The organism is Ensifer adhaerens, from assembly GCF_002007205.1.
In the GTDB taxonomy this organism is placed as follows: Bacteria; Pseudomonadota; Alphaproteobacteria; order Rhizobiales; family Rhizobiaceae; genus Ensifer; species Ensifer adhaerens_D.
In genome coordinates this window covers 580374-593260 of record NZ_LAZS01000012.1, presented here as the reverse complement: position 1 = coordinate 593260, position 12887 = coordinate 580374, and the positions used below count along the sequence as shown (strand labels likewise).

The following is a 12887-nucleotide window of genomic DNA, read 5'->3' as shown; positions in this document are numbered from 1 at the left end:
CCTTCGCCATTTCATGTTCGGATTTGACCGCACTGTGAACCGCCTTTCGCAGCGCCCCTGTAGGCGCGTTTGGCAAGACCGATCTTGATCGCCACCAGGATGGGCGCGGCAACAAGGAAAAGAAGGGCAACGGCGGCGAAGGCCGTGTCGAAGGCAATGACCGTCGACTGGCCGGTCACGGTTCGGCCGAGAAGACTTGTCGCCGCCCGGCTGGCGGCGGCAGCGTCCAGGCCCTTCGCCATGAACATGGCCGTCGTGGCTGCCAGCCGCTCGACGACGGCCGGCGTTCCTGCCGTGATGCCCGCTCCAAGGACTGCGGTGTTTGACACCATCGCGTGGTCGATCAGTGTCTGGAGCCCTGCGACCCCCATGAGCCCGCCAAGCTGGCGGCCGCTGTTGAAGAGACCGATCCCGGCGGCGAGGTTCCGCTCGTCGAGCCTGCCGAAGGCGATCAGGGTAATCGAAAGAAACAGGAAGCCGAGGCCTGCCCCGCGCAACAGGGTCGCCGTCATCATGTCCTGCGGGCCGCTCTCGCCGCTCGAGCCCGACAGCATCCACATCGCTGCCATGATCATCAGGATGCCGAAAGGCACGGTGGCGAAGGGCTGGAAGCCGCAGACCCGTACCAGAAATGCAGTCATGAGCAGCGCCGTGACGAACAGCGCGCTGCTCGGCAGCAGGAGCTGGCCGGCTTCGGTCGGTGTCAGGGCGAGCACGGAAACGGCGAAGGATGGGATCAGGAAGGCGCTGCCGAAGAGCGCGGCGCCGGCCACGAAACTCACGATGAAGGCGAAGGAAAAATCCGCCGATGCGAACAGGGTGACATCGATGAGGCCCCCGCCGCCTGCCAGCACCTGGCGACCGAAAAACGCCAGCAAAGAGGCAGCGGCGGTCACCGCCAGCCACAGGACGTGCGGCTCCTCGAACCAGTCCCATCGGCTGCCTTGGCTGAAGACATAGGTGAGGCAGAAAAGAGTGACGGCGAGCAGAGCGAAGCCGATCCAGTCGAAGGGACGGTGTGCGGTTCTTGCGGGTATCGGGCCGTCCGCGGCGATCAGGAGCCCCACCGCCGCCAGTGCGACGGGAACGACGCAGAAGAAGATCCATGTCCAGGAATGATTGTCGAGCAGCCAGCCCTCCAGCGCGGGCGCGATCGTCGCTGGCGCGACGACGGAACCGATGGCGAACAGGCATTGCAGGAACGGCTGGCGGGACGCCGGATAGGCGAGGAAGATCGCCGCCTGACCTGTCACGAGCAGGACGCCGCCGGAAAAGCCCTGCACGAGCCGAAGCGCAATCAGCAGGTCCAGGCGTGTCGTAACGGTGGCGATGGCACAGGCCGCACCCATAACGACCGTCGCGCCAAGTATCAGGCCGCGCGGGCTAAACCGTTGCATCAACCCGGCTGCCGCCATGAACCCGATCAACTTGAGCCCGGTATAGCCGATATCCAGCCAGGCGAACTCATCGGGCGTCGCATAGGTGTCGCCGATCATGTCGGCGCGCCCGAGCGCGAGGATTGTGCTGGCGATCGCCTCGGTCAGCGCCGCCAGGACGATGCCGCCGACAAGGAGCGGTCCTGCCGTCGAACGATCGCGGTGCGGCACACCGGCAAGCGCGACGGTCATGGCCTGCTTCCGAGATCGACTTCGACTCGGGCAGAAAGCCCGGGCACGAGGCGGCCGGGCAGCGGATTGCCGGTAAAGTGAATCTTGACGGGAACGCGCTGAACAACACGAACGAAGTTGCCGGTCGCATTGTCGGCAGGAAGCAGGCTGAAGGCGGCTCCGCTGCCGGGCGCAAAACTGTCGACCACGCCATCCAGCACCTCGTCCGGATACCCGTCGACGGTGACGCGGACGCGCTGGCCCTGCCGGATGTGTTGAAGCTGGGTTTCCTTGAAGTTCGCCACCAGCCAGACGTCATGGACGGGAACGATGTCGAGCAGCGAAACACCGGGCGCAACGAACCGGCCGACGCGAACCTGCCGGTTGCCGACGACGCCCCCGACCGGCGCACGAACAACGGTGCTTTCGAGGTCGATTTCGGCGAGATCGCGGGCGGCTTCGGCTTGTGCCACGGCGGCGGCCGCCGCCTCACGCTGGGCGGCGAGCACGGCTGTGCGCTGCTGTTGCGCCTCAACGGTTGCGGAAGCCGCAGAAAGGCTCGCCTCGGCGCGCGCCCGCACGGAATCGCTCTCGTCGACATTGGCCTGGCTCACGGTATTGCTGCGGATGAGGCGGCGTTGCCGCTCGGACGCCTTGTTCGCAAGGTCCAGTTCAGCGATCGCCGCCAGACGCTGAGCCTCGGCTTGCCGGATGAGGCTGCCCTGCAGCAGCACCTCCGCATCGACATTGGCAAGACGGGCATCAGCCGCCTCGACATTGGCCACCGCCTGGGCGAGCCGCGCACGATAATCCCGATCGTCGATCCGCAGCAGCACGTCGCCCGCCTCAACCGCCTGGTTGTCGCGAACCTCAACGTGCGTCACATAGCCGGAAATCTTCGGCGCAAGTCCGGTGACATCGCCGCGCACATAGGCATTGTCGGTCGACACCGCATCGCCCGACCGGGCCCAGACCCATCCGCCGGTTGCGGTGACCACCGCGGCGAGGCACAAAAGCAGGCCGGCGATCTTCTTCGCCCTCTTCGGCTTCGCAGCCGGGGTGGCGGCGACAACAATCTTGTCCTGCAGGGGGTCTATCGTCTCAGCTCCCCTGGCTTGCCGGCCAAGCGGCGCTGTTCCGCCATCAGCGGAAGGAATGTTCGGCTTGGATTTCCGGTCGGTTGCCATGTGGCCTCGAATATTGTCTCGCGGTTAAGGCGCAAGATCGACATGTCCACTTGACCCGGCTTGTTGCCGCTGTCACGGCCATCACCCGATTGCTTGCGATCTGCGCCCGACTCTAGGCTCGGCCTCGCCGATCCGCCATTACACCGTCGCATAGGGTTTCCACGCCCAGTGAATGAGGTCGGCCATTGAGGGAAGACATCGGCGTTTCGGCCTGGCGGGGAAACATGGAGGGCTCCCGCTTCGATGCAACGGGGTGCCGGGCTGCCGCGCATTCGCCGGCGGATCCTGCTCCTTTACGGATACGTCGCCTCCGGAGATCTCGCGCGCGCACCTATGCCCGCGACCAGTCTGGCCTAGCCATCGGGGAGTGCCCGGCCGACGCCTCCGTTCAATGGCGGTGGAGGCCGCGGCGACGCACTCTTCTTTGTGAACGCTGGCTGTCAACCATGGAGGCGGGAGCCGATCCACGGGAGGCGCAGCGGAACCGACAGACATCACGATCAAAGGAGCGGCAGGCATGGGACAGGAACAGACGATGACAAGCTTTGCCAACACCTCGCGCGCCGGGCAGCCGAGGCCAGACGAACTGGTGCCTTCGCGCTACGCAGTGCGGGTCGGCGAGATCGACGTCCTGGTGATCAGTGACGGGGTACTGACCCCGCCGGCCGAGTCGATGGCCACGAATGCCGATCCGGCCGTCCGGACGGCGTGGCTGGACGACATGTTCCTGGCGCACGATGCGTTCGATTGGGCGCTGAATGCAGTCGTGGTGCAAAGTGGCAGCCAAACCATCCTGATCGATAGCGGCATAGGCGGTGAAGTCCCGGATTTCCCGCGGGCCGGGCAATTCGGCCATCGACTGGCCGCCGCCGGCGTGGACCTCGGATCCGTGACCGACGTGGTGCTGACCCACATGCACTTCGACCACGTTGGCGGGCTGCTTGTCGACGGGGTGAAGGAACGGCTGCGTCCAGACCTGCGGATCCATGTGTCCGCCGCAGAGGCCAAGTTCTGGGAGGCGCCCGACTTCTCCCGCACCGGCATGCCGCCGGCACTCGCGGAAGTGGCTCGTAACGCCTCCACGCGTTTCCTGAAGGAGTACCGCAGCCAGCTGCACACCTTCGAAACGGAACAGGAGGTCGCGCCAGGTGTGGTTGTCGCACGCACGGGCGGCCACACCCCCGGACACAGCGTCGTCCGGATCACGTCAGGCGGCGAACGTCTGATGTTCGGCGGCGACGCGATTTTCCCGGTGTCGTTCGACCACCCCGAGTGGCACAACGGCTTCGAGCACGATCCCGAGGAGGCAACCCGCGTTCGGCTCCGCCTGATGCGGGAACTGGCAGATACCGGAGCGTGGCTGGTATCGACGCACATGCCGTTCCCTTCCGTCGGCCGTGTGGCGGTCGCCGGCGACCTCTTTCGCTGGGTGCCGGCCTGGTGGGACTACTGAACGCATTACGGTTCACGTCTTCGAAAGCCCCCGGCCCGGCCGGACCGGGGGGCAACAAGACTATGGCGTCCCCTGCAATGGCACTGCAGCGAAAGCCGCGCGAGGTCTCCAGCTTTGATGCGGTCGACTCGCCGAACAATGCGGTGATAAGATCACGGTGTGCCATCGGTCTTGCAGAACTGCGATCTGGGCAACGCCCTGGGGCAAGAAACAAGCTGCTTGTGCGCAAAAGGAACCGCAGAACCCATCAAACCGACAATGCTGGCAGGTCTCAATTCATGGATGCCTGACGCGACAGGGTGGTCGACAAGGAGCGTCAGGCTATGGGCGAAGCCCCGCACGATCCTGCAACGTCGCGCAATGGCGCGTCTCTCGCGATCGGTGCGATTGCGGCTCAGGTCATCGGCGGGCTCGTTCTGCAACTGTCGCCATTCATGATAGGCGGCATCATGGACGGGCTGTCGCTTTCCGAGCGCGACGCCGGCTTTGTCGTTTCCTTCGAGTTCCTCATGCTCGCTGTCACGGCGATCATGGTCGCGCCCATCCTGCCCCGGCTTGGCTATAGGCGGACCGGCTTCCTTGCCGTGGGGCTGGCACTTTTTGCCCAAGGCGCATCGATCTTCAGTACATCGTGGACATCGCTCGTTTTTCTGCGCTGCCTGGCCGGCGTCGGCGAAGGCGTACTTTACGCAGTGTCACTTTCCATCGTCGCTGCCCATTTCCGCAATCCGGACAGGCTTTACGGCTACTTCCAGATCGTCTGGGCATTGGGCAGTGTTGCGCTGTTCCCGATCGCCGGCGAACTCACCGTCGCCTTCGGGCATCGCGGCATCCTCTCGCTGGCTGCAGGTCTGACGCTCGCACTTGCCCCCCTGCTGATGTTGCTTCCGCGTGTCCGCACCGAGGGCTGCGATAGAGCTGCAGCGGCAATGGCTGACGCCCCTCCGCTGCTCGGCGTCATGACCTTCGCGGCAATTGTCCTCTACCTCACCGCATCCGCCGCGATCTACGCGTTTAGCGCGCCGCTTGGCGAACGGGCGGGGCTCGACGCAAGTGCGGTCGGCTATGCCCTGACGATCATGACGCTGGTAGGCCTCATCGGCGCGGGCGCCGCCACGACGCTCAACATTCGCTGGGGACGGACAATCCCCATCACGGGCTTCTGCGTCGCCTTCATTCTCGTCTTGCTAACGCTATGCCTCTCCCGCCATCCGATCGCCTATGTCGCAGCCCTCGTCGGGTCGGGCGCCGTGTACTATTTCTCGATCCCATACCTGTTCGGCATTGCCGCGGCGCTCGACCGAAACGGACGTTGGGCGGCCGCGGCGGGATCGGCCTTTCTGATCGGCTTTGCCGCCGGTCCGATCGTCGGCGGCGCCGTGATCGATGTGGCAGGATACGGGGCGCTCGCCGCGGTGTGCATCTTGCTCACGGTCGCAGCCTGGGGGCTTGCCATCTCTGTCATTCGCGGGCTTCAAGGAAGGCTACAAATCGCGCGCGCCGACGACGCCCTGGCGTGAACCGGCCGATTCGGCCCCCTGCACTGCCGAGAGCCGCACTTCCGCTCGGGAACCGTCAGGGCCGTCGGCATCATGCGCTTGCGCTGCTTCGGCAATAGCCAATGGAAGCGTGAAGGCCACGGCCGCCCCCCGTGTCTCGTTGTTGGCAGTCCAGAGGCGTCCGCCATGTGACTCGACAATCGAACGGCAGATCGCAAGTCCCATGCCCATCCCATTCCGCTTGGTCGTGAAGAACGGCTCGAACGCGCGCTCGGTATCAGCAAAACCCATTCCGGCATCGCGAACCTCGATGCGGATGGCGCCGGGACCGTCGCGGAACGAGCGAATCTGAAGCTCCTTCGGGGCGTGCGTAACGGTGTCCATTGCCTCGATCCCGTTCCGTATCAGGTTCACGAGCACCTGCTGCACCTGGATTCTGTCGAGGACGACGGGCGGCAGGTCAGGCTCGAGCTTCACCTTAATGCGCGTGCCTTTCGCCGCGGTCTCGTCGGCCATCAAGCGGCAGACTTCATTGATCAGCCGGTTGATATCATCAGGCAACCTCACGTGCTCCGTCTGACTGAAGAGAGCCCGGATGTGCCTTACGACGTCGGAGGCTGAATTGGCGTCGCGGGTAATGCGCTCGGTCGTGATCTTTGCGCGCTCGACGTTTGGAGGTTCGGCCGAAAGCCAGCGGTGGCAGGCCTGTGAGTTCGCAACGATAGCAGCCAGCGGCTGGTTCACTTCGTGCGCGATGGATGCGGAAAGCTCAGCCAGGCTCGCTGCCTGCGTTGCGCGCGCAAGCTTGTCGGACGCCCGGCGCAGCCCCTCTTCCGCATGGACCTGATCATCGATGTCGTGGCAAAGGCCGAACCATTGCACGATACGTCCATCCTCATCCCGCATTGGCACCGCACGACCGGACATCCAGCGATAGACGCCATCGTACCGACGCATTCGGTAGTTCATGGAAAATGGTTCGCCCGTGCGCAGGCAGCGTTCGAAGACATCCCACACCTCGTCCGCTTCATCCGGATGAAACATCGTGCTGAACACGTCATCCAGCCGTTGCTTGTCCTCCATATCCAAGCCAAAAAAATCCGCCATGTGTTTGTTGGCGAGCGTCGTCTCGCCTTCCGGGGTCACGCGCCAGAGATGGCTGGGGATCATGTCGACGAGTGTCGACAACTCGCGCTCCCGATCGCGCAGGGCCTGCTGCGCGCGCATCTCGTCATCGATGTCGATGGAAACGCCATACCATTCGGCAATCGTTCCATCTTCGTCATGCCGGGGCTCCACCCGGCACTCCGCCCAACGATAGTCATCTTCCCTCTCGCGCCAGCGAAATCGCAAAACCGATGGATCGCCGGTTTCGAAACTGTGCCGCAAAGCCTTCAGAAGTCCAGGAGCGTCGTCCGGGTAGGCAAGCTCCTGCACCAATCGCTCGATGCGTTTGGCCTGGGCAGGTTCGAAATTCGGTATGGCCCGGAACTGGTCCTGGTATCGCTTGTTGAAATACAACGATTCACCCGTGGCCGTTGCGCTCCAGATCCGGACCGGAAGCGTGTCGATCATCTGATGAAGCTGTCGTTCACGCTGGCCCAAGGCGAGCAACGCCTGCTGATGCTGCCTCGAGATGGCGGCCACGATGAGCACGGAGAATGCCGAGATGACCAGAAACAGTTGCAGCATCACCTGCTCTTGCCGCTGTGTCTCCAGATCGCCGACGAATTGGCTGGCGCCGGATAGGGTGAATACCACCGTGATCAGAGCGAGGAGGGCCAAGGCTACGGCGGCGCCTCTGAACTCAAAGCGCACCGCAGCCCAGAGCAGCGGCGGCATGACGACGTAGGCGGAAGCCAGGTGACCGCTCAGCGAAAGGGCGGAGACGCCAAGAAAGATCAGCCCCAGGACGCATGCCTCGATCCAGCGCGCGTCGGGAAGACGAGGCCCGACGCGCCAGTTCTGGAACACGACCAGCGCAAGCGGCATGACGATCAGAACCCCGGTGGCATCCCCAAGCCAAAATAGTGGCCAAGCCGCGGTGAAGGATTGCACGCCGAACCATGCAAGTGTCGCGCTTCCAACCGTCGCGCTTGCGACCGGCGCAACGCCGGCGCCAAGTATGACGAGCCCCAGCACGTCCTGCAAGGATTCCAGTCGGACCGTCTGCCCGCAGATCCGGGTTATGAGCCATGCGCCGACCATGGCTTCAAGCGCGTTGCCGGCATTGATCAGGATGGCGACGGGCAACGGATTGTGGAACCATACGACGTTGGCGAACAGCTCCGACAGGAGGCCACCCAGCACCCACCATGGCCAGCTACGCCTGGGGGCGAAGACAAGCGTGGCCATGAAAAGCCCGCTCGGAGGCCAAATCGAAATACCTGTTCCAGGTACGATTGCGAGCGCCTGCGCGAAGCCACATCCCAAAACGTAGGCGGCAAAGAACGCCGCGAAGTGCCAGAACTGGGGGTGATGCGACAAGACGCGCGTCATTGGCTTCTCCTGTCGAGCAACGACAGTCTCAGGCTGGCAGCGCTTGGTATGGCATCTACCATCGTTGTCTCGGCTCGCCGTCGGGGTGCACTTTGGCGCAGCTTAGCACAAATTGGCGCGGCTCGACCCGCGCCGGCACCATTGCTGCGCACGACCCGCCGAAATTAGACCGGGTGCAGTTGTCCGGGGTTCCCGCCTTGGCGCTGAGCGCGGCTCTTGAAGCATGCTTCGCTCGAAGAACGCCAGCTGGTTGGTGAAGGCGCGCGTCGATGGGTCAATTGGGGGACAAGGACCGCGAGGCCTGCCGGACATCCGATAGCCGCCAGAAAGGGCGTTTGACTTCGACGAGCTGGCGACGGAGATCGCCAGCTTTCGCTCTGTCGCGGATGAGTGCGACCAGGTCAACCTTGACAGCCGGGTCGGAGAAGTAGCTGTGGCCGATGAAGCTGCCACCCCCTGGGACCTCGATGAAATCGACCAGTCTACCCATGTGAGATCCTCCCCACCTGGACGCCGCTTCGCGTCTGACCTTGGGAAGCCGGTCGACGTCGAGCTGGCCCAGCCGCAAGACGCTGCCGGAAAGCAGCGTCGATGCGCTCAAAGCTTTGTCTCCGGGGGATGAATAAATCGTGAGATGCATGGCGCCTTGAGGCGGCAACCCGCTTGGACTTGATTTGCCGCCGAAGGCAAGGTCCGGGTCGGATACCCATGCGAACAACTTGGAGGAAGCAACATCAAGATCAATATCAGGAGCGAAAAACACCGCGTTCGCGATCTTGTAGCGTTGCCAAAGCGAAGACCGGACGACATAAGCTTCGATGGCGAGTTGCTGAACCACGCTCGCGAGCACATCCGTTCCGCGGCTGTGGGCCAAGAGGTGAAGCCGCTCGACCCCCCTGGTTTCAGCGATGATGCGAATGGCCTTCTTGAAGTCGGCAACGGCAAACTCGCTCGACTCACGGTCAATGTTGTAGCCAAAGAACGAGCCGCCTGTGCCTCCGGCAGGCCATGTCATGACAATGCAGGCAAACTGGTTCTGCAGCGCCCTGCAAATCTCGGCTGTGGCGCGCGCGGCATCGTCAAAGCCATTGTTGTAGCCGTGAATGAACACCACGACTTCCTTGCGACTGGCCGTCGCGAGACGACGAGCGACTTCGGCCTGAAGCGAGGCGGCCGCCTGCGCGTGAGCCGCGACGGCCGCCGGCGTGCGGCGTAGCCCGGTCTCCGTCACAACGACGCCGTAGGGTGTCGCCGGGAACCGCCCGACCTCTGATACCGTACCGACACGAAGTTCATTTTTACCAGCGGAAGGGTTGTCTGTCGGCGTGATCGATACATTTCCGAAGCCCAGGAACATGGATCTTTCGGCACCGTAGGACAACGCGCCGTCCGAAGCGGTTACGGGCGCCCGGTCGGTAACGTAGAGCAGGTCGAAGGCATCAGGACTCTGGTGGGACAGAACTGCCCGGGTGCCATTCAACGGCGCCGGCACAAGCGCGGAATCCGCGGCAACCTCGCGCTGGGCGACGCAACCAGCGAGGAAGACGAGGAGGAAGAACCCCGCGATTGCCCGATAAAGATAGCTTATCCGACCTGTCCCATATAGCGCGTGACTTTGCGACCACGGGCACTTTAGCAGGCAATCGCTGACTTGCCATTCGGTTTTCCCCCTTCGGCAAAGTGAGGATGCGCTCACGTTGCGGCCTGAGGGCAGCCAATGGATGGCCTTGGCGCCGCTCTGCCCACGTGACAATTTGGTTCCGCAAGATGGGACGGACGGTGGTCAAGATTGCAAGACCGGGTGCAGCCGTTACAGGACGCCGCACGGGCATTCGCAAGCGTCTCGTCGACAAGGCGGCGGATGGCTTGTGCGCAGCGACCGCACCTGGCGCGGCAACCGAGGCAGCCATAGACCTGGCTGACCGAGCTCGGCCGCCCCGCCTCGATGGCGGAGCGAACATCCCGATCGCTCAATACATTGCACGAACAGACGATCATGGCGCTTCCTTGTCGACGGCGATCTTATCCGGGCTCACTGCGCTGATGACGAACCGTCAGTACTCCCAAGGGCCCGGCACCCAGACAAAGCGGTCGCCTTCGATGGCCACGTGGCAGACGGACGGAAACGACAGGTGCGTGGCCAGCAGCGACTCGCGGTTTGCCGCCAGTTCCCGCAGAAGGCGGACGCGGACGCGGGCGGCCTCCTCCGGGTCGTGTTCGAAGCCGTTGTACCAATCAGGATGGTCGAACCCGACCTGGAACACGGCATCACCGGCGAACATCAGGCGGTCGCCGCCGGAGGCCAGGCGGACAACGCTGTGCCCGGGGGTATGGCCGCCGGTGCGTTGGACGCGCACACCCGGCGCCACCTCGTATTCGTCCTCGAATGGCCGCAGCTGGCTGCGATATTGCTTCAGGAACCGCTTTGCCGACTCCCGAAGCGCGTCAGGGAAGCCCGGCGGCATGGAAACGTGGGAGAAGTCCGGCTCCTCCCAGAACTTGATCTCGGCGGCCGCCACATGGATCCGCAGATCCGGACGCAGCACTTCCTTCACCCCATCAATGAGTAGCCCGCCAATGTGGTCCATGTGCAGATGGGTCAGCACCACATCGGTCACGGATGAGAGATCAATCTCAGCGTCAGCCAACCGCTGGACCAACCGCCCGGCTCGCTTCAAGTCCGGGAACTCCGCCCCGATCCCAGCGTCGACCAGTATGGTTTGCCCGCCGCTACGTACCACCACCACGTTCAGCGCCCACTCGAGCACGTCCGCTGGCAGGAACCGGTTCTCCAGCCACGCGGCCCGGGCAGCCGGGTCGGCGTTGTGACCGAGCATCGCTCCGGGCAGCGAAAGCACCCCGTCGCTGACGACTGTCACTTCGATCGTGCCTACATTCAGCACATAGCGCGACGGAACCAACTCGTGCTCCGGCCGACCGTGCGTGTACCTCGCGTCCACCGCATCGGCGCAGTGCTTAACCGAGGGGTGTTCAATCTTGTTCAGGGACATGTCGATCTCCTGCTTGATTTGCCGCGGCTGTCTCGACCGTTTGTGCCGCCGGCCCATGGACCGGCCGGTGCCTCCATGAACGGTTGCCCGGCGGCTGCTGAAGAGATTGCGCCGAATCGACCCACTCGGCCATTAAACGGAAGCGTCGGTCAGCCGATGCGAAGGTCTAGGACGCCCCTGTTGCGGGCGTGGGTAAGCCCCTTCAAACGTCGTAGGAAGCCGCCGAGCGACGAATGCGATACTGTTGCTTGTTTGCAGGCGTTCGGCGACTTCCGGTAATCGGGATCGGCGCGGCATGGAATAAAGCCGTGGGTCACCCGTTACTCCCGCGGACCGGGACAGTCGGTCCAATCTGGGAAAAGGAGTAACACCATGACAAGACACTGGACTCTCAAGTCGGCCTTCGTCGCAGGCATGGCCGCACTCGTCAGCACCGCGGCACACGCCAGGGAACATCCGGTTGCAGCACCCGACGTCAATCGGTCATCGCAGGCGACGACGGGCGCTGGTGACGGCGTCATCATTGTCGCCGGCAACAGCTCATCCAATTCGAGTTCGAACTCGTCGAGCAACTCGAGCTCGAACTCGTCATCGAACAGTTCCTCCAACTCGAGTTCGAATTCGTCGAGCAATTCGAGCTCGAACTCCTCGTCGAACAGTTCCTCCAACTCGAGCTCGAACGGTTCCGACCGGTCGTATTATCGGGGCGTCGGTTGGCGGGCACGCCGCTGACGTCACGCAACAGCTGACATCGCGCAACAAGGGCGAGGGCCGGATCATCCGGCCCCCGCCCTCATTTTTCTCGACCTCAAATGGGTCAGCGAGCGGCGCGTGCCCATTTGCGGTACCAGCCCTGCCCGGCAATGGTGTTTCTGTAGACCGTCTCCCGCTCCGCCGCTTCCTTGCCGGTCTCCGGCCGGATCTCCGCCGGAATTGCTGCATCGTCGCGCCGAAATGGAATGACCTGAACGAGCGGCGTTCCCTTCTCAATGACATAGATGCCGTCTGACTGTGTCGCAAAAAATGGAAAATGGATGTGGGCCGAGTAAGTGTCGGTGTCGACGACGCCCGCGACGCATTCGAAGGGCTGTGCCGGCCGATTGAGCGGCGGGACGAACAGGCAGCTCCAGCCTGGTGGGGTACGCAGCGACCAGTAATTGTGGAACTTGCACGGCGGGCTCGGTTCCTTCGGGTTGCCGGCGACCTGATGAGCGCCGTGGTTGCTGACCATCACGCGATCGAACTCCCAGCCGGCAGTGACGGTCCGGCCGTCGTCCTTGATCTCCAGGCGAACGGTGGCAGCGAGCGGCAGGATCCAGCCGGTCGTCATGGCGTCGAGAAAAGGCATGCAACGCTTCACGGTCAGCCCGTTGTTGGCGACCGTGAGGTGCTGCCTGTCGACGGGCGGCAGCTTGCGAAACCAATCCGGCAGAACGGACTTCGCCGGTTGCGGCGCGGCGATCACGCCGTAGTCCTGAGGTTCGCAAACGAAAGAGATGGTGCGCGCCGGCCGGCGGATCAGGGACAGCATCGAGAAAACCTCCAGGTTGATACTCCTGGAAGAACGCGACTGGCGACCGTTTATTCCTTTCTTGCCAACGGTATTGGGCATTTCGCGCTGAGAAGATCTC

General features: G+C 63.5%; 10 protein-coding genes. 2 read left to right on the top strand and 8 right to left on the bottom strand.

Features of this window, described 5'->3' with window-relative positions; all coding sequences use genetic code 11:
- Nucleotides 1-11: 11 nt before the first annotated feature.
- Nucleotides 12-1628 (bottom strand): MFS transporter, encoded by a 1617-nt coding sequence (locus tag XB14_RS27545; protein ID WP_077966544.1) that lies wholly within the window; start codon nucleotides 1626-1628, stop codon nucleotides 12-14.
- Nucleotides 1625-2704: an HlyD family secretion protein gene (locus XB14_RS27540; RefSeq protein WP_419178643.1), complete on the bottom strand. Its 1080-nt coding sequence runs from the start codon at nucleotides 2702-2704 to the stop codon at nucleotides 1625-1627. Before XB14_RS27540 ends, XB14_RS27545 begins: the two co-directional genes overlap by 4 nt.
- Before the next feature lie 607 nt (nucleotides 2705-3311).
- On the opposite strand from XB14_RS27540, the gene XB14_RS27535 reads away from it, so the two are divergent.
- Together XB14_RS27535 and XB14_RS27530 are read left to right on the top strand one after the other, a co-directional pair.
- Nucleotides 3312-4247: an MBL fold metallo-hydrolase gene (locus XB14_RS27535; protein WP_077966538.1), complete on the top strand. Its 936-nt coding sequence runs from the start codon at nucleotides 3312-3314 to the stop codon at nucleotides 4245-4247.
- A 323-nt stretch (nucleotides 4248-4570) separates the two neighbouring features.
- Nucleotides 4571-5767, top strand: coding sequence for an MFS transporter (locus XB14_RS27530; RefSeq protein WP_077966536.1), 1197 nt, complete (start codon nucleotides 4571-4573; stop codon nucleotides 5765-5767).
- Here XB14_RS27530 and XB14_RS27525 read toward each other — a convergent pair.
- The 6 genes from XB14_RS27525 to XB14_RS27500 all read right to left on the bottom strand — a co-directional run bounded on the left by XB14_RS27525 (nucleotide 5732) and on the right by XB14_RS27500 (nucleotide 12787).
- A complete protein-coding gene (locus XB14_RS27525) occupies nucleotides 5732-8245 on the bottom strand; it encodes an MASE1 domain-containing protein (RefSeq protein WP_077966534.1) in 2514 nt (837 codons plus the stop codon). The genes XB14_RS27530 and XB14_RS27525 overlap by 36 nt on opposite strands.
- 274 nt (nucleotides 8246-8519) lie before the next feature.
- Nucleotides 8520-9998, bottom strand: a complete 1479-nt coding sequence (locus XB14_RS27520; RefSeq protein ID WP_234804154.1) for an alpha/beta hydrolase — start codon at nucleotides 9996-9998, stop codon at nucleotides 8520-8522.
- Entirely contained in the window at nucleotides 9938-10243 is a 306-nt protein-coding gene (locus XB14_RS27515) for a (2Fe-2S)-binding protein (protein ID WP_077966532.1), read from the bottom strand. Before XB14_RS27515 ends, XB14_RS27520 begins: the two co-directional genes overlap by 61 nt.
- Before the next feature lie 56 nt (nucleotides 10244-10299).
- Nucleotides 10300-11313 carry an MBL fold metallo-hydrolase gene (locus XB14_RS27510; RefSeq protein WP_419178629.1) on the bottom strand — a complete coding sequence of 338 codons (1014 nt, stop codon included), beginning with the start codon at nucleotides 11311-11313 and terminating at the stop codon, nucleotides 10300-10302.
- 263 nt (nucleotides 11314-11576) lie between these two features.
- A complete protein-coding gene (locus tag XB14_RS33390) occupies nucleotides 11577-11924 on the bottom strand; it encodes a hypothetical protein (protein WP_179119689.1) in 348 nt (115 codons plus the stop codon).
- Nucleotides 11925-12073: 149 nt separating this feature from the next.
- Entirely contained in the window at nucleotides 12074-12787 is a 714-nt protein-coding gene (locus XB14_RS27500; RefSeq protein ID WP_077966525.1) for a DUF6065 family protein, read from the bottom strand.
- Between the last annotated feature and the right edge of the window lie 100 nt (nucleotides 12788-12887).

Bases quoted from the DNA above. Each gene is read 5' to 3' on its own strand.
- XB14_RS27535 (WP_077966538.1), top strand. From the start codon at position 3,312: ATGGGACAGGAACAGACGATGACAAGCTTTGCCAACACCTCGCGCGCC.
- XB14_RS27510 (WP_419178629.1), bottom strand. From the start codon at position 11,313: ATGGGCCGGCGGCACAAACGGTCGAGACAGCCGCGGCAAATCAAGCAG.
- XB14_RS27530 (WP_077966536.1), top strand. From the start codon at position 4,571: ATGGGCGAAGCCCCGCACGATCCTGCAACGTCGCGCAATGGCGCGTCT.
- XB14_RS27545 (WP_077966544.1), bottom strand. From the start codon at position 1,628: ATGACCGTCGCGCTTGCCGGTGTGCCGCACCGCGATCGTTCGACGGCA.
- XB14_RS27515 (WP_077966532.1), bottom strand. From the start codon at position 10,243: ATGATCGTCTGTTCGTGCAATGTATTGAGCGATCGGGATGTTCGCTCC.
- XB14_RS27500 (WP_077966525.1), bottom strand. From the start codon at position 12,787: ATGCTGTCCCTGATCCGCCGGCCGGCGCGCACCATCTCTTTCGTTTGC.
- XB14_RS27525 (WP_077966534.1), bottom strand. From the start codon at position 8,245: ATGACGCGCGTCTTGTCGCATCACCCCCAGTTCTGGCACTTCGCGGCG.